The following is a 17,681-nucleotide window of genomic DNA, read 5'->3' as shown; positions in this document are numbered from 1 at the left end:
TCTGAGGCATGGCATATTGTGCACTGGTGCGGAGCGTTCCCGCCCTGGTGCCCGAACAGATCTGGGTACACTCCGCATGTGTCCTCCCCTCGTCCCACCCAAACAGATGTTGCACGGCGCGCCGGTGTCTCGCGTGCATTAGTGTCACTGGTTGTGCGTGGCGCGCCGCACGTACGCGAAGAAAAACGCCAAGCTGTGCTCGCGGCGATCACAGAACTCGGCTACCGGCCCCATGCCGCAGCAGCGCACCTTGCGGCCCGTCGCACCAACACCATCGGTGTGGTGGTTCCTGAGCTTCGCAACCCGTTTTTCGGTGAACTGGCTGAAGGCGTGCAAAAAGTAGCGCGGCGACGCAGCATGAAAGTCCTCATCGCTATTGGCGGGCACACAGCCCAGGAACAGCAGGTCGCAGCAGAGGGTTTCGTCGAAGGACGTGCCGATGCGCTCGTCATCGTGAGCCCCCGGATGACAGATACAGCGCTCCAGCGAGTTGGACGAGCCATGCCAACCTGTGTGGTCGGCGGTGAGACGCGAGCTCACGACGTGTCCTGGGTGGCAGCCGATGACGAACAAGGTGGGCGATTAGCTGCGCGTTATCTGCTGGACCGTGGGCGAATGCACCTCGCGCACGTGGGGCCAACCGGCACGGGCGCAGAAAAGGCCGCGCGGGATCGTGTCCGAGGGTTCGAGGGTGAGGCGAGATCTGGAGGGGCTACCGTCTATCGGATCGACGTACACGACGAAGCGTCTCCAACACGTTGGCAGCAAGTGGTTGCTGAACTAAGCGCAAGCACCTGCGATGGTGTCGCCACGCATAACGACATGATCGCGCTGTCGTTGCTCGCGGCTCACGGGGGAGCGGCCGGCGGGGTGCAGGCGCGTGCGGAATCGGGTGAAGTTTGGGGTGATGCACGCTGGTTCGAGGCAGTGGTGGGCTATGACAACACCGCCATGGGTGCGTTGCCCGCCATTAGTTTGACCTCGATTGATCAGCGCGCCGATGACCTGGCGACTCTGGCCGTGGAGGCTGTCTGCGAATTAGGGCCTGTACGCCAGAGGGTCGCGCCGCGAGTGGTGGTGCGCCAAAGCGGCTGAGCTGAGGTGTGTGCCCTGGCTGGTGCAGGGGGATGGAAGGCGATACTTGAGGTCATATTTGTGTCGTTGACGTTTGGCGGTGCTCTAGATCGGGGTCGTGCTCTTAGAGGTGAGGTGTGAATTTGCATCGGCCATGGCCGATACAAGCACTTTCGGGATCAAGGGCCGGTGTCGTTGTTGAGCGCAATCGCCGAGATAAACGGCCACGAAAAATAGTGTTTGTCGAGAGTGTTCGCTATAAAATGAGCACGAGATTGCATAGGTGTTCCTGGAAAAAGTAGATTTTTGAAGTTAGTTGGTTTTCGAGTCATCGCGACGAATTTTGGTCCGTATGGCCTCCTCAAGTCGCAGTCGTATCGTGCCGCGGGTTGAGATTTTCCACTTTCCAGTTGCTCGGCCTTATCGATGGAGACCCCCTCCCTCGATTTACTCCTCTGGTTTAGGTGGAGACTTCTAGATAGGCGCATCAAAGAGTCAGTCTTGGTTGCCCAAGGCGGGCAATTTTTTACACGTAACCCAGCTGCATCTTTAGCCCCACGCTAACTTCGGTCGGCCCGGGAGTCTGCCTATCTGCCCCGGTGCTTGCCCTGATGGCGCCTGAGCCAGCCTGTGGGCACCAGATTTGCTGAACCTCATGGGTGCTGTACGGCTCACCACCCGTTCCGCTGTAGCCCCCTAAGCCTTGCCTCCTTGTTTACCTTGTGTCGGACCGATCCGGGGCGGGGCGGCATGGTGTGTACACCTCACTCGGACATCTGCGGTCGCCCGCCATACCTGCCCTGCGCACGCCGCACTGCCGCTCCTTGTTGAACCGCTCCGTCATTTGTCCTAACATGGCAACAACAATTTAGCGCGCGCTAAACCAACGATGTTCAGCTGCCCGTAACCGCCTCGGAACTCGACCTCGCGACGGACATCGCCGCACCAAACCAGTAACCCGACAAGCCGACCCCACCAACCATCAACCATCGATTCGCTACACCGCTGGCCGTGGAGACCCCGCCCTCGCAGGCACCGCCGTCCATACCGGCGCCACTCCTGCGTGCACCATCGCGGCACACCTACCCGTCCCACCGCGATAATCGCGGCGCGTTTCGCACCAACCGACATCGCCACGACACGCCACCTCCGCAACACCTAGAACCCACGTCATCGACAGAGGAGTCACCATGACCACAGCCCACGACCCGGCCCCGGTGCCATCGTCAGCGATACCCCCGTCGGCGCCTCCGCCGGACCTTTCCTCGGCGCCACCTAAGCATTCCAACTCAGCCCCGTCGGCGGCCCCACCCGGCGTTGCTCCGGCCTCACCTGAGCATTCCGATTCAGTTCCATTGTCTGTCAATCCAGTCCACCCCGCGCCTTCTCAGCATTCCGATCCGCACCGAGCGAAACCGATCGGCGTCGCCGTCATCGGAGCGGGGATGGCAGGACGCGCCCATGCCAATGCTTTCCGGCAAGCGTCTACGCTGTTCGGCCTCAACCTTCCACCCATTCGCCTGGTGTCAATTGCTGACCTACACCATCCTTTCGCTGAGGACGCGGCCCGGCGCTACGGCTTTGAACGGGCAGTATCTGATTGGCGAGACGTTGCCGAGGATCCAAGTGTTGACGCCGTGAGCATCGTGGTCGGAAACGCGCTGCACCGTGAGATCACAGAAGCGATGCTCGCCGCTGGAAAACATGTGCTGTGCGAAAAACCGTTGGCTGACACGTTGGAGAACGCCCGGGCTATGGCTGCGCTCGAAGAACAGACCGACCTCGTGACCGCGGTTGGCTATTGCTATCGCCGTAATCCCGCCATTGCAGCGCTCATCCAGCTCGCCCGAGCAGGGGAACTGGGCGCGATTTCTCAGGTCACCGGCCAGTACCTATGTGATTACGGCGCTGACCCCAGAACTCCGATCTCGTGGCGCTATCAAGGCCCCATGGGGAGCGGGGCGCTGGGGGACCTCGCCGTTCATCTGATTGATGCCCTAGAGCAGATCGCAGGACCGGTCACCGATGTGGCGGGAGCAGGGTTTTCGGTGACCGTCACTGAGCGCCCGCAGGCATCCCAGCATGTGGCTGGTGGTCGCGGCATCACCGTTGGCGATGACGAGTCGGCAGCTCCGGGGCAGTCTTCAGGCACGGCGGCTGCGGACATCACCCCCATGGAGGCCGTGACGAACGACGACACGGCGACCTTCACCGCCACGTTCGCGTCTGGCACCCGAGGAGTATTTGCTGTCAGCCGGGTCGTACATGGGCTAGCTAATGGACTGTCGTTCAGCCTCGCAGGGCCTCAGGCTCGGGCTGGTTTTGATATGACTCGTCCCGGCGAATTCACTCTCGACGACGCCGCGGGTGGGCCCGGGCGATCGGGGCCCCGCCGGGTGCTGGTTGGGCCCGAGCATCCATATGTGCGCGGCGGCAGTGCCATGGATTTTGAAGGGGTCGGGGTTAGTCAGGTGGATCAGTTCGTCTACCAGGCACGAGCGTTCCTCGAACAGGTGGTGGCGGCGCAAACCGGCAGTGCGCTGCCTGATGCTCTGCCACCCTGTCCGAGTTTTGCCGAGGGAGTTCACACCCTTGAGGTGCTCGACGCGGTGAGGAGGTCAGCTGCCGCCGGGGGAGGAACCGTCGCGGTTGCGAGATACCCCTCTGGCGCGGCCTCGTCATGACCTCCGATTGAGGCCGGTTCTTTTCTCCGGTCGGCTGGACGTCAGCTGCCCTGGTTGCGATCTCTGGCCCAGGCTGGCTCATGCATCCGCTCGGTTCGAGGTCTCAATGGGCCCTGAACCGAGCTCGCCTGCAGCTCAGGACGGCCCGATCTAACCTCAGGACGGCCCTATCTGACCTCAGGACGGCCCTATCTGACCTCAGGACGGCCCGATCTGAGCGGGCCTGGCACGTCGGACTCAATACATTCCCGCCGTATCCCGCTGAGCGGGCCCACAAGTCCGACCACAACCCCAACCAAACAACACCTTTCAACCACAGGAGACCCTCATGAAACTCGGCGCCTACACCGCCTGCCTACACGACCGTCCACTCGATGCGGCGATGAATGAACTCACCCGAATGGGTCTGACCTCGCTTGAGGTCAATAGCGGCGGGTTCATACCCTCGCCGCACTGCCACGTTGACCTGCTTCTGGCATCTCAGACCGCGCGGGAGGACTACCTCGGGCTCATTGAAGCAGCCGGAATGGAGCTCACAGCGCTAAATTGCAATGGCAATCCGCTCAGCCCATCGCCCCAGGTTGGCCCCAAACATGCTGACGACCTGCGCCGCAGTATTGAGCTTGCGGGCAAGCTGGGGGTTGGAACCGTGGTGGCGATGTCAGGGTTGCCGGGTACCGATGCGGACGCTCATCACCCTGCCTGGGTAGTGAACTGCTGGAACGGTTCAGAACTGGATGTGCTGGACTACCAGTGGTCTGTGGCTAAACCGTTCTGGCAGCAGATCGACGCATTGGCTGCGGACACCGGGGTGGTGGTGGCGCTGGAGCTTCACCCCCAAAATCTCGTATTTAACCCGCAAACATTCCGACGCTTCCTCGAGGTGACGGGAGCGAGCCAGATCGGGGTCGAAATGGATACCTCGCATCTCATGTGGCAGGGGATGGATGTGCCCGCCGTGATCCGAGATCTCGGGGATCACATTGTGCATGCGGCTGCCAAAGATGTTGCCCTCGGGGACCGCGGCTTGGCGCTGAAAGGAGTTCTGGATGTGGACTTCACGCGGGTGCCAGCGGGTGACCCCGGAATTGTGCCCACCGGCTACGGAACCTGGTGTGCGGCCTGGCCTACGGATCCGGCATGGCGTTTCGTGGCCGTGGGTACGGGCCACGATATGCGCGGTGAGCATGGGGTTGACTACTGGGGGCAGGTACTTGGCGCACTCGCCGAGGTGAAGCCGGATATCGCCGTGAATATTGAGCATGAGGACGCCGCGTATGGACGTCTGGAAGGACTGGAGATCTCCGCAGCTACACTGCACCAGGCTGCTGAGTGCGCAGGACGGTCGTAAAGGATTCCCCTTGTCAGGGAAAGGTCTTGACCATGTGCTCTCTTATGTCCTGACAAACTGCTGAGGTTGCGCTATGGTTAGGCGCAGGCATCGTGAGATTGGTCGCGAAGCCGCCGATTCGATTCAGGAGAATGACGATGACGTCCGCGGTTTTTCGAGCGTCCCGCACCGGGTGGTGCGCCGTTCGCACCGGACATACCCATCGGCATTCTCGCCGCGGTCTTAGAGCCCGATGATGGAGCAGGACCAGTCCGCCGGTCACCATGGCCGGTGACGACGACGTCGAAAGGACAACAGATACATGAGCGTGGTGACCCACGAAAGACATCAGCGAACAAAGCTGACCGGCCGAATGCGGTTGATTGCGACGATCGCCACCTTCGGAGGGCTTCTCTTCGGCTACGACACCGGTGTCATCAATGGCGCGTTGCCGTCGATGCGCGGAAGCCTTGGGCTGGACAACTCCACTGAAGGCATCGTTGCCGCCATCTTGCCGTTCGGAGCGGCCTGGGGTGCGGTCTTCGGCGGACGGCTAGCGGACCGCTTTGGACGCCGTAAAACCATCATCGGCCTCGCCGTCATCTTCACTGTCGCAACCATCGGGTGCACACTTTCCCCGAACTGGATTGTGCTCGCGGCCTTCCGCCTCATCCTCGGTTTCGCCGTGGGTGGCGCGTCGATCATCGTGCCTGTCTTCCTCGCCGAGATGGCTCCCACTAGCCAGCGCGGGCGCATCGTGGCACAAAACGAGCTCATGATCGTCTCCGGTCAGGCCCTCGCCTTCATCTTCAACGCCGGTATCGCCACCGCCTTGGGCAACACCGGCCATGTATGGCGCTACATGCTGGTGCTCGCGACCATTCCCGCCGTCGCCCTGTGGATCGGCATGCTGGCCGTTCCGGAGTCGCCGCGTTGGCTCGCCCGCGCTGGTCTATTCGATCGGGTGCAGGAAGTTCTGCGCGACATCCGACGTGAGGCCTATGATCCCAAGGAACTTGACGAGGTTCGAGAACTCGCCCGCGAAGATTACAAAGCACAGACCGGAACCCTGAAAGATCTGGTGTGCGTGCCGTGGATCCGCCACATTTTCTTCATTGGCGTCGGCATGGCGATCATTAACCAGATCTCCGGTATCAACGTGATCCAGTACTACGGGGTGACCGTGCTGGAGAAGTCTGGGTTCGGCGAAAATGGCGCCTTCTACGCCAACATCATCCCCGGTCTGGTCGGGGTGGGCGCCGTTGCGCTCGCGATGTACCTGCTGCGCACAGCGCGACGCAAGCCCATGCTGCTGACCGGTCTCGCCGGCACCATCGTGTCCCTCAGTGCATTCGCACTGATCTTCATCATGATGCCCGAGTCGAACCCGTTCCGTCCGTACGCGATTCTCATCTGCATCATCGTGTTCGTCGCCTTTATGCAGTGCGCAATCGGCACCGTCACCTGGCTGTACCTGTCCGAAATCTTCCCGCTACACGTGCGCGGGGTCGGCATGGGCGTGTGCGCCTGGGTGCTGTGGATGGTGACCTTCCTGGTCGGACGCTACTTCCCCGAGGTCGCCGGAGGAATCGGGGTTGGCCCCACCGTCCTGATCTTCGTGGGCCTTCAGATCATCGCGTTCATCTGGGTATGGCGCGTGGCCCCGGAGACCAAGGGGCATTCACTCGAAGAACTCGAGCATCATTTCAAGACACGGACCACTAAGGCCGTCAAGGAGGACTGACACATGTCAACGACGATGGAAAACAAAGACAGCTTGCGCCTCGCCGCAGCCCCTATTTCCTGGGGTGTGTGCGAAGCCGCCAACTGGGGCTACCAGCTGGATGCCGACCGCGTCTTCGGTGATATGGCGCGGCTGGGTGTCAAGGCGACCGAGTTTGGCCCTTACGGCTACCTGCCCACGGATCCGGCTGAGCGCGCCGCCTACCTCGATAAGCTCGGCATGACTGCCATCGGCGGGTTCTTCCCGATGGTTTTGCACAAGCCCGATGTTGACCCGTTTCCGGCGCTTGAGGCCGAACTTGACGCCTATGAAGCCGCAGGAGCTAGCGTCCTGGTGGTGTCGGTCGATTCCGGTGAGGTCAGCTATGACGCCAAGCGGGAAATGAACGACGAGGAATGGAAGCTGTGCGCTGAGCGCTTGAACGAGGTGCGTGAACGCGCCGCCGCTCGTGGGGTGCGGGCCGTGGTCCATCAGCATGTCGGCACCATGATTGAATCGCCCCTGGCTGTTCAGCGCCTGGTCGATGACACCGACATCGAACTGTGCCTGGACACCGGCCACATGATCTGCGGCGGCAATGACCCCTACGCGTTTGTGCGTGACCACGCTGACCGGGTCGGTCACGTCCACCTCAAGGATGTTGATCTGGACAAAGCTGGACAGGTCGCACGCGGTGAGCTCGCCTTCTCAGACGCGGTAGCTACGGGAGTGTTCCTGCCGCTTGGCACCGGCGGTTCGCGGATCGCTGAGATCATCCGCGCCCTTCAGGAGGCCGGATACGACGGCTGGTACGTGATGGAACAGGACTGCAAGTTCGACGACCCCGCTCAGGGGGATGCCGCTCTGGCCGACGTGACCGCGTCGGTGGAGTTCTTGCGCAGCCTGTAGTCGAGATCTCCAGGTCGTCGCGGACATCGGATAGTTGAGATCACTTGGCAGTCGCGGATACCTAGTCGGCGCGCCAACCGTATAGTGCGGATTGCCGCGCCGAATCCGAAAGGCCCGGGCAGCACAGAGCAATCTTGTGCTGCCCGGGCCTTCGTCGTTGTCACCCGATTTGGTGCCGATTAAAATGCCCACAGCCCACAGCCCACAGCCCACATAGGGGTCGCCCAGCCCCGAAAAAATAGCCCGATCGAGCCCGTGGGCCCACGCAAATAGCCCGCCTAGAACATGGATGCTTACGGCATCACAAGGTCACGCTTCCGCATCCCAGCGACGGTGTGAAAAAGCCTGGTCCGGCCCGCTGTGAGCGGAGTTCAGACCAGGCTTTAACGTGTGGATGAGCAAGTCGCTACCTCATCAAGGGATGGGCAGGATTACTGCGCGATTACCCGCTGAGGTCACATGCTGACCGTAGTGGTTCCCTCAACCTCGGGCACGCTCTCCCACGAGCGGGAGGCGGCCGAGCGCACCACCGCATCGCAGACTTCAGCCGCAGCCACGCCATCCGCCACATTGGGAGCGCAATGGGATCCATTGACCACGTCGGTCAGGAACTGCGCGCATTCGATGAGCTTTAAGTCATCGAAGCTGAGCGGGATGCCGGGTCCTGGTTGGAAGCGGGCATACTCGCCGTGCCCAGCCGCTGTCAACACCGTGGTGTAACCGTGGTTCAGACCGCCGTCGCCGATCTGCACCTCGAACTCGTTCATGCGGAAGAAGGACCACCGTGCGGACCCCTCGGTGCCGAAAATCTCCAGGGCGTAATCGCTGCGGTCTCCGCGGGCGACCCGAGATGATTCCAGTGTCACATGCGCTCCCGCCGAGAGATGACCGAGAGCTGCCACCCAGTCCTCATTGCCGACGGCACCCTTTTCATCGCCGACCTCAAATCCACCGTGACCCACCCCAATCTTGGTGGGAATGGGGCGCTCGGAAATAAAAATGTCGCTCATCGCGGTGACTTCGGTGATGCGCTGGCCCGTCACATACTGAACCAGGTCCGCGCCGTGCGACAGCAAGTCACCGACAACTCCGCTGCCCGCCTTCTCACGGTCATAGCGCCAAGTGAGGGGGCCGTCCGGGGAGGATGCGTAATCAGCGATCAACCAGCAGCGGACATTGGTAATCCGACCGAGCTGACCACTACGCACCAGCTCACGCAGATGCTCAACGGCGGGAGCATGCCGGTAGTTGAAACCGACCCCGGTAGCGATTCCCGCGTCCTTGGCTGCCTGGAGAATGTCCCGCGATTGGGCCGCACTCACACCCATCGGTTTTTCAATCCAAAATGGTTTGCCAGCTGCGGCGGCTTTAAGCGCGAATTCCCGGTGGAGGAAATTGGGGGAGCAGATTGAGATGGCCTCCACCTCGGGATTGGCGAGCACATCGTCGATATCGGCTACGGCTTGCTGGAAACCGTATTGTTCAAGGGCTGCTTCTTGATTCGCTTCCAGTGGGTCAGCTGCGGCGATGAGTCGTGGTCGCAGTCCGAGTTCCGGGTAGCGGGAGGCAATCCGCTGATAGGACGTCGTATGCAGACGGCCCATCCAGCCGAGGCTGATCACACCGATGCCGATGTCGCGGGATGTACGGGTCATGTTTATTCTCCTGTGCAGGTGGTGAATTAAATCTGGTCGTGGCTTGTGGCTCGGAGGTCGAGTGCGCGCTATTTTCCGCCGAGTTCGCTGAGAATCCGCTCGCGCATGCGACGGTGAATGTCATCGGCCTCTTCCTCCCAGCCAAAGACGCAGACGGAGACGGGCCCGTCGTACGAGATCTCGCGCAGATAGCTAAAGGCATCGTCCCAGTCGATATCGCCGCGCCCGATCTCATTGTGTTGATGCACCCGGGCATCCACCCCGGGGGGGTTGACGATATATCGGTTGCCGACATTAGCGAGATGATTGAAAACATCGGCGATATGCACATGGCGAAGCCGGGCGCCAGCGTAATCCATCATCTCCCGAATGTTTCCGCGGCCCTGCGACAGATGGAAAGCATGAGGGAAACAGAATTCATAGTTGAACCAGTCTCGGTCGACACCGCGCACAATCTGCACAGCCCGGTCGTTGGTTTCGACGAAGTCATAGGGGTGGGCTTCGACGGTGCAGGAAATACCGTAGCGTTCAAAGACCGGGATGAGCTCTTCAATGGAACGATAAAACGCATGCTCAGACTCGAGCGGGCGATTCGGATCCCCTGATAGCTCCGTGGCGATCATCGGAACCTCCAGGGCATCGGCGATTTCGAGCAGACGCTTCCAATTGCGAACCTGGGCTTGGCGTTCCTGCTCATCCGGGCAGGACCAGTTAAAGACTGGGTTAAAGGACCAGATCTTGACTCCGGTTTCCTTCATCGCATCCGAGACCTCGCGAATCAGCGCTTTATCCACCTTGGGATAGTGATGCCATTCGTGAAAGTCAGCGCGCGGAGATAGTTCAAGATAGCGATAACCGAGCTCCGCGGCTTTGCGCAGCTCATCGGCAACGGATAGGTGCGGGTGGTACATGGAGGGATCGAGCAGAACCTTGACCACGGGAAACTCCTGGGATGGAACGATGTGTGACAGGCACACGCCGGGTGATGGGATAGTTAGCGGATGCCGAGGCCGCAGTCGGCGAGGAACTCACGGGTTGCGATGGCGTTCGGCAACGGAAGCTGGGGGTCGCACGGATAAAGGTCCTGTTCACAGATCACGTACAGGTCCTTATCCATCGCGGCAAGCTTTTGTATGAGCACACGCATATCCGGTTCTCCTGCCGGCGGACGCATAGAAGCTCCAGCCGCCACCGCGCGCACGAACGGCCAGTCCTGCTCGTGAGCTTGCCGGGTGATCTCAGGGTCGAAAGCCTTAATGTGCACGTAGCCGATGCGTTCGGGATAGCGCTCAACCATCTGACAGGGATCACCGCCGCCGTACACGATGTGGCCGGTATCGAGGCAGAAACTTACGTACTCGGGATCGGTCGCCTCAAAGATGCGCTCAATCTGCTCGGGAGTTTCAATATGGCTATCGCCGTGCGGGTGCAGCACCATGGTGAGCCCATAATCGCGTTTGAGCAGTTTGCCAAGAGCATTGGCATGCTTGATGTACAAGTTCCAGGCTTGGGTCGATAATTCCCGGTCATCGGTGAACGCACCGGTTTTTTCATCGCGGAACATCGGCGGCAGGTGCACGATGTATTCCGCGCCGACCGCAGCATGGGTCTCGGCGATCCGGCGGAACCGCTGTTCGGTCTCGGGCCAGGCCTCAGCACGGTGCAACACGCCCCAGCCAGTGCCCGCCACCACGCGGAATCCGTGCTCGTCCATAACATCGCGTAGCTCGGTCGGATTGGTGGGGAAATACCCGTACGGGCCGGTCTCCATCACACTGAAACCGGCCTGCGCCATTTCCGCCAAGGCGGTGCGCCAGGGAATCTGCTGATCATCCTCAGGGAACCAGACACCCCATTGATCAGGGCATACGCCGATCGTGAGCCGATGAAACGGTGCGGCGGGGTTGCGGGAACGGTCAGAGGTGCGGGTTTGACCAGTGTTCATCGGGTTGTCTCCAGTGACAGAAATGATGGGTGAGATAGCGCGAAGCCGGGGCCCGGCTAGAGGTGAAGACATTCCTCACCTCGTACTGGGCCCCGACTTCAGGGCGTGCGACGCAGCAACGCATGATGCACGCGATTCTCGGTCAGTGTGCGGTTGCCGCTCAGTCGTTGGTCGGGAAGCTCATAGAGGCTTCCAGCGCCTCATCCTGCCGCGGCCACCGGGTGGTGATGGCCTTCTGGCGGGTGTAGAACTTCACGGCTTCAGGGCCATGCGCGTGGTATTCAGCGAAGATGGAGTTCTTCCATCCGCCGAATGAGTAGTAGCCGACCGGGGTCGGGATCGGAACGTTGATGCCGACCATACCGACCTGGACCTCGTCTTCGTAGCGGCGGGCGTAGTGTCCGGAGCCGGTGAAGATGGCGGTGCCGTTACCGAACGGCGAGGAGTTCACAAGGTTCAGGGCCTCGTCGAAATTGTCGACATGCACGACAACCAGCATCGGGCCGAATACTTCCTCGCAGTAGGCGGGCTGATCTAGCGGAACATCTGTGAGCACGGTGGGGCCCACGAAGAAACCGTTCTCGCAGCCTTCAACCACCAGGTCGCGCCCATCGACCAGAACCTTGGCACCAGCAGCTTCCGCCGCGTTGGTGAAGTCGATGACGCGCTGACGTGCCTGGGCGGTGATGACCGGGCCCATCCCCACCTTCGGATCATCGCCCCGACCGACGACTACCTTCTCAGCTTCGGCCTTGATGGCCGCGAGGAACGGCTCGTGGGCCTCGCCGACGGTGACTGCAACTGGCACGGCCATGCAGCGCTCGCCAGCGGCGCCGAATGCACCTGAGGAGATCTGCGATGCGGCGAACTCCATGTTGGCGTCGGGCATCACGACGGCGTGGTTGTTCGCTCCGCCGAGCGCCTGCACCCGCTTGCCATGGGTGCTGGCAAGGGAATGGACGTGTTTGGCGATGGGGGTGGAGCCGACGAAGGAGACGGCTGCAACGTCTTCATGCGTGCACAGGGCCTCCACGGTGTCTTTGCCGCCATGAACGACCTGGAACACGCCGTCGGGAAGACCAGCTTCCTGGTAGAGGCGAGCAAACAGGTTCGAGGCGGAGGGATCGCGTTCGGACGGCTTCAAAATGAAGGCGTTACCCGTCGCTATAGCGATCGGGTGCATCCAAAACGGAACCATCGCCGGGAAGTTAAACGGGGTGATCCCTGCGACCACGCCCAGGGGCTGGCGGATGGTGTGAATGTCCACGCCGGTGGAGACGTTCGACGAGTAGTCGCCGCGGGTTTCCTGAGTGATCGAGGTGGCGAACTCGAGGGTCTCCAGTCCGCGCGCGATCTCGCCCTTGGAATCGCCAATGGTCTTGCCGTGTTCGCGGGTGATGATCTCAGCGATTTCGTCAACGTGCGCGAGGATCAGGTCACGCATGCGGTACATCACTTGGGTGCGCTTGGCCAGGGAGAAACGCGCCCACTTCTTCTGCGCTTCTTTTGCGATGCGCACAGCGGTATCGACGGTGTTGGCATCTCCAACCGTGAGAGTCCCAATCTCTTCTCCCGTGGCCGGGTTGATGATGGGCTGGGTGGTGCCGGTGGAACCCGGGGTTTCCTTACCGTCGATCCAATGCTGGACGGTGGTCATGTATATCTCCTTCGATGCTGTGAAATGTTGAGACAAGGGGTGGCGCGCCGTCGCGGTGGGGAGACGGCGCGATCCGTGACTTATGCGAGGGGGCTAGAGGTAGGGACGCTGGTCGGCCCGCTGCTGTTCGTAAACCGCACGGGCTTTATGGGTGGATTCCAACCTCGAGACTTCGGCGACGGGAACATCCCACCAGCCAATTCCGGGCGGGTTGGGTCCGTATAGGTCGGTCTCCACCACGATGGCGCAGGTTTGGTCCTTCTCGCAGGCGCGAAGGTAGGCGTCCCGGAAGCTCGGCGTATCGCGCACTTCCTCGACATCAATACCGTAACTGCGAATATTTGCGGCGATGTCCATGGGCAGCTTGGGCCCGTCGAGCATTCCCGACTGTTCATCGCGCATCCGGTACTTGGTGCCAAAGCGCTGGGAGCCGTGGGATTCAGACAGGGCACCGATGGATGACCAGCCATAGTTTTGCAGGATCACCAAGATGACCTTGATGCCTTCGGCAACAACGGTGGCGATCTCCTGCGGAGCCATTTGGAAGGTTCCGTCGCCGACAATCGCGACGACTTCGCTGTGGGGAGAGGCGAGTTTGGCACCGTAGGCGGCCGGAATCTCGTACCCCATGCAGGAGTATCCGTATTCGAGGTGGTACTGCACGGGGGTGCGGGCGCGCCACAGTGCCTGCAGGTCGCCGGGCATGGAGCCCGCGGCGTTGATGACGATGTCCTCATCACCCATCAGTTCGTTTAGAGCGCCGAAGATCTCGGTTTGAGCGGGAAGTTCCTGGTTGTGGGGCTCGAAGCAAGGCCGGGACCGTTCGGTCCACGCCTTAACTAGACGCTGTGCGCGAGTGGTGTGGCCATCGTCCGCGCGGTAACCCTCCAGGGCCTTGGTCAGTGCGAGGAGACCTTCGCGAGCATCGGCGACGATCATCTCAGCGCTATGTTTGGCTGCGTCGAACGCTTTGACATTGAGGTTGACAAAGCGCACGTCGGGATTCTTGAACGCGGTGCGGGAGGCGGTGGTGAAATCGGTGTAGCGGGTGCCGACCCCGATCACCAGATCCGCTTCGGCGGCCAGTGTGTTGGCCGCATCATTGCCCGTGGCTCCGAGACCGCCGACGGATGCGGGATGGTCGCAGGAGAGCGCCCCCTTGCCCGCTTGGGTGTCGGATACCGGAATGGCGGTGGCGTCTGCAAAGGCCGCTAGGGCTGATGAGGCCTCCGAATAGATCACTCCGCCACCGGCAACGAGCAGTGGCCGCTGCGCTGAGCGGATCGCCTCGGCGGCGCGGGCAATCGGTCCGGCTTCCGGAACAGGCCGCGACACATGCCAGGTGCGGGGGGTGAAGAAGGCCAGGGGCCAGTCATAGGCTTCGGCCTGTACATCCTGAGGAAGGCATACGGTGACCGCGCCGGTTTCGGCTGGGTCGGTGAGCACCCGCATGGCAGCAAGCAGACTCGGGATCAACTGTTCAGGACGATTGATCCGGTCAAAGAACCGGGATACGGGCCGGAAGGCGTCGTTCACCGAGACATCGAGGGATCGTTCGTCCTCGAGCTGTTGCAACACCGGATCCACTGCTCGGTTCGCAAAAATATCGCTGGGCAGGAGCAGAACCGGGATGCGGTCGATGGTGGCGAGCGCGGCGCCCGTAACCATATTGGTGGCCCCCGGTCCGATGGAGGCGGTGCAGGCGAAGGTCTGCAAACGGTTCTTGGTGCGTGCGTAGGACACCGCTGCGTGCACCATGTTCTGTTCATTGCGAGCCTGGTAGAACGGCAGGTGTTCTTCACCCTCGGCGGGGTCGAGCTGGTTTTCCAGCAGTGCCTGGCCGACCCCGCACACGTTGCCGTGTCCGAAGATGCCGTGCACGCCCGCGATCAGGCGTTGGCGCTGACCGTCCCGTTCGCTGTACTGCACGGATAGGAAACGGACCAGGGCTTGGCCGACGGTTAAGCGGACGGTGCGGCTGCCTGCGGACGTGGGTTTCGCGGGTGCGGCGGATTCGTGGGATGGAGTGGCGTTCATACGATCCTCGTTCATTGGTCTGGACGACATCCAGTGTGATGTTCTCAGGGGGCGGGAACCAGGATGTCGCGCACCAGGGCGTCCAGATCAGCGTCGGCCTGCAGGAACTGACGCAGCGTCTTGCGGGTGGCGCCGAAGCTGTCGAACTCCTCGGGGGTCATGCCATCGACTTCGTAGGCGCGATGGAACTCAGGGACGAGCCGTTCGAGGGTTTCGATGATCTTGGGGTCCACCGGTTCGTCAATGCGATTGCGGCATTCGATAGATGAGGTGGTGAACTTCTTCTGCCAGGCAAACGGCGGGGATACGACCAGGTCTCCACCGATGAGTTCACTCCACTGCAGGTGGTTGCGGAATGCGGCGGACAGCAGTCGCGAGCGCAGACCGCGAGTGCGCATCTCGGCGTAGGCGCGTTTCATGGCGGCAACGCCTGCCCATTCCAGGTATCCGGGGTCCAGCACGATTCCTTCCCGTTTGACGACTTCTTTGAGCCAGTCGTCTAACCGGCCGCCCATCAGGGTGACGACCGGGGCCATGGAGGAAATGTCGAGCCCTTCGGCTTCGCGGCGACGCAGCCCGCGTTCGATGGCTTCGGCTGAGGCGATCACCTGCGGAACTGTGAACGACACGGTCACATTGACTACGACGCCCTGGTAGGTGGCTTCTTCGATGGCCTGAATGCCGACGGAGGTGGCGGGAATTTTGACGATAATGTTCTCGGCCAGCTGGGAGAATTCAACGGCCTGGGCAACCAGGGCGTCCTTGTCTCGGTGCAGGCGCGGGTCGGTTTGGATGGAGAGGCGTCCGTTGCGCCCATTGGATTCCACGAACGCCGGGTGCAAAAGCTTGGCTGCCTCTACGCTCATTTCTTTGACGATCTGCCAGCCGATTTCCGATTCGCTAGCGGTGGGGCGCTCAGCGGCGATTTCTGCGATGCGGGGTCCCCAGATGTCCATGTGTTTGGTGATGCCGGTGTACGCGATGACCGGGTTGCAGGTGGCTCCGACGGCTCCGAAGCCGATGGACTGGGCCAGCTCGTCGGGGTCCGCCGAATCGTTCCACAGCACGGTGGGGGTGGTTCGGGTCATTTCGCCGAGGGGGCCGCCAGCGAGGGACTGGTTCATTTTCTTCTCTCCTTGAGCACGCGATCTCATCGCTGAGTTCGGGACGCTTCTAAGCATCGTGGTCTAGCTGTCATATGTCAAGACTATGTAAGAACATAGGTCGCATGTGAAGGCTGCCGGATGGAGCGCTCCGCGGATTGGAGGTCGCCCAGACCTGGGGGTGTCGAAGGGGAGCTGTCCGAGGTCAGAACCGTATTTTTACTGTTCTGTTGGCGCTGGCTCTGGTGTGCTGAAAAGCTCCGTGATAGCGTAGTGACAAATGACCGAACAAACTTCGAGTAGGTTCGGTTCAGAGATGAAGCACCTTAACGTCGCCCCGCAGCGTCGCGCGCCTGGTAAGGAGTTCCGAGAGCATGGTTAAGCCCTCGCTATCGCAGGAGAATCAGGGATCTGCGCTCGAGGTCATCACCATTGGGCGCAGCGGTGTGGACATCTACCCTTTGCAAGTAGGGGTAGGGCTCGAAAACGTCACCAGTTTCGGGAAGTTCCTCGGTGGAAGCCCCACTAACGTGGCGGTTGCCGCCGCACGCCTTGGCAGATGCGCGGCCGCGGTCACCGGGGTCGGCGATGATCCCTTTGGGCGGTTCGTGGTGCAGGAAATGGAACGGCTCGGTGTCTCCTCGGCCTTTGTGGTGACCGATGCCGACCTCGCTACACCGGTCACCTTCTGTGAGATCTACCCGCCCGATGATTTCCCACTCTTCTTTTACCGCGATCCCTCGGCGCCGGATCTGCAGCTTAGGCCAGAGGATCTTGATTTCGACGCGATTGCGGCGGCCCCGCTGTTTTGGATTTCCGGCACTGGGCTGTCCTGTGACCCGAGTCGGAGCGCGCACTTTGAGGCATTGCGAGCCCGCGCCGAAGTAGCTCGCGGTAGCGGTGTTCAGGCCAAGACGCCCGCACCGGGTACCCAACTGTCAGCCGTGTCGCCGGGAGCGCCGAGGCACACTGTCTTTGACCTCGACTACCGAGCGATGTTCTGGCAGTCTCGGGAGCAGGCTCGTGAGTATGTTCAACAGGCCTTAGCTCTGTGCACCGTGGCCGTGGGAAACCGCGAAGAGTGCGAGGTAGCGGTTGGGCAGAGCGATCCCGATCGGGCTGCCGATGCTCTGCTGGATCTCGGGGTTGAACTGGCCATTGTGAAGCAGGGCCCGCGCGGTGTTTTAGGTAAAACCCGCACCGAACGCGTCGAAGTGCCTGCGAATCGGATTCGTGTGATTAACGGTCTGGGGGCGGGAGACAGCTTCGGCGGTTCGCTGTGCCACGGTCTGCTTGCCGGACACGACCTCACCACACTTTTGACCAGGTGTAACGCGGCCGGTGCCATTGTCAGTTCCCGGCTCGAGTGTTCCACTGCGATGCCCACAGCCGAGGAAATAGACATGCTGCTGGCAGGCGATGACCCTAACCGAGGTAGCAGCGTTGAGGAAATGCTCACCAGCCTACGCAACCGAGTGCGATGACAGGAGCTCGAGTACCGCAACGTGACCGCGCCCTACCATGCCCCTTTGATGCACCAGCTGGACACAACGGAGTGACACAC

At 61.3% G+C, this 17,681-nt stretch carries 12 protein-coding genes; 6 read left to right on the top strand and 6 right to left on the bottom strand.

Features of this window, described 5'->3' with window-relative positions; all coding sequences use genetic code 11:
• Positions 1 to 78: 78 nt before the first annotated feature.
• From BN1724_RS06290 to BN1724_RS06270, 5 genes are all read left to right on the top strand, one after another.
• Complete coding sequence (locus BN1724_RS06290) at positions 79 to 1,095, top strand: LacI family DNA-binding transcriptional regulator (protein ID WP_058234670.1); 1,017 nt, start codon at positions 79 to 81, stop codon at positions 1,093 to 1,095.
• Positions 1,096 to 2,264: 1,169 nt separating this feature from the next.
• A complete protein-coding gene (locus BN1724_RS06285) occupies positions 2,265 to 3,758 on the top strand; it encodes a Gfo/Idh/MocA family oxidoreductase (protein WP_084252820.1) in 1,494 nt (497 codons plus the stop codon).
• A 328-nt stretch (positions 3,759 to 4,086) separates the two neighbouring features.
• Positions 4,087 to 5,109: a sugar phosphate isomerase/epimerase family protein gene (locus BN1724_RS06280; protein ID WP_058234669.1), complete on the top strand. Its 1,023-nt coding sequence runs from the start codon at positions 4,087 to 4,089 to the stop codon at positions 5,107 to 5,109.
• A gap of 301 nt (positions 5,110 to 5,410) precedes the next feature.
• Complete coding sequence (locus BN1724_RS06275; protein WP_058234668.1) at positions 5,411 to 6,832, top strand: sugar porter family MFS transporter; 1,422 nt, start codon at positions 5,411 to 5,413, stop codon at positions 6,830 to 6,832.
• A gap of 3 nt (positions 6,833 to 6,835) precedes the next feature.
• Positions 6,836 to 7,720 carry a TIM barrel protein gene (locus tag BN1724_RS06270; RefSeq protein WP_058234667.1) on the top strand — a complete coding sequence of 295 codons (885 nt, stop codon included), beginning with the start codon at positions 6,836 to 6,838 and terminating at the stop codon, positions 7,718 to 7,720.
• Positions 7,721 to 8,175: 455 nt separating this feature from the next.
• Here BN1724_RS06270 and BN1724_RS06265 read toward each other — a convergent pair whose 3' ends face one another.
• The 6 genes from BN1724_RS06265 to BN1724_RS06240 form a co-directional block, all read right to left on the bottom strand.
• Positions 8,176 to 9,375, bottom strand: coding sequence for a Gfo/Idh/MocA family protein (locus BN1724_RS06265; protein ID WP_058234666.1), 1,200 nt, complete (start codon positions 9,373 to 9,375; stop codon positions 8,176 to 8,178).
• Positions 9,376 to 9,443: 68 nt separating this feature from the next.
• A complete protein-coding gene (locus BN1724_RS06260) occupies positions 9,444 to 10,313 on the bottom strand; it encodes a sugar phosphate isomerase/epimerase family protein (protein ID WP_197671762.1) in 870 nt (289 codons plus the stop codon).
• Between the two features lie 56 nt (positions 10,314 to 10,369).
• On the bottom strand, positions 10,370 to 11,320 hold the full coding sequence (locus tag BN1724_RS06255; protein WP_058234665.1) for a TIM barrel protein: 951 nt from the start codon (positions 11,318 to 11,320) through the stop codon (positions 10,370 to 10,372).
• Between the two features lie 160 nt (positions 11,321 to 11,480).
• Positions 11,481 to 12,977 (bottom strand): CoA-acylating methylmalonate-semialdehyde dehydrogenase, encoded by a 1,497-nt coding sequence (locus tag BN1724_RS06250; RefSeq protein ID WP_058234664.1) that lies wholly within the window; start codon positions 12,975 to 12,977, stop codon positions 11,481 to 11,483.
• Between the two features lie 93 nt (positions 12,978 to 13,070).
• Positions 13,071 to 15,014 (bottom strand): 3D-(3,5/4)-trihydroxycyclohexane-1,2-dione acylhydrolase (decyclizing), encoded by a 1,944-nt coding sequence (gene iolD, locus BN1724_RS06245; protein WP_157085790.1) that lies wholly within the window; start codon positions 15,012 to 15,014, stop codon positions 13,071 to 13,073.
• A gap of 44 nt (positions 15,015 to 15,058) precedes the next feature.
• Positions 15,059 to 16,138 carry a transaldolase family protein gene (locus BN1724_RS06240; RefSeq protein WP_058234663.1) on the bottom strand — a complete coding sequence of 360 codons (1,080 nt, stop codon included), beginning with the start codon at positions 16,136 to 16,138 and terminating at the stop codon, positions 15,059 to 15,061.
• Between the two features lie 353 nt (positions 16,139 to 16,491).
• Between BN1724_RS06240 and BN1724_RS06235 the strand changes: the two genes are divergently transcribed.
• Positions 16,492 to 17,601 (top strand): 5-dehydro-2-deoxygluconokinase, encoded by a 1,110-nt coding sequence (locus BN1724_RS06235; RefSeq protein ID WP_058234662.1) that lies wholly within the window; start codon positions 16,492 to 16,494, stop codon positions 17,599 to 17,601.
• Positions 17,602 to 17,681: the final 80 nt, after the last annotated feature.

The sequence above is a fragment of the Devriesea agamarum genome (assembly GCF_900070355.1).
Taxonomy (GTDB): domain Bacteria; phylum Actinomycetota; class Actinomycetes; order Actinomycetales; family Dermabacteraceae; genus Devriesea; species Devriesea agamarum.
This window is presented reverse-complemented; position numbering and strand designations above follow the sequence as displayed.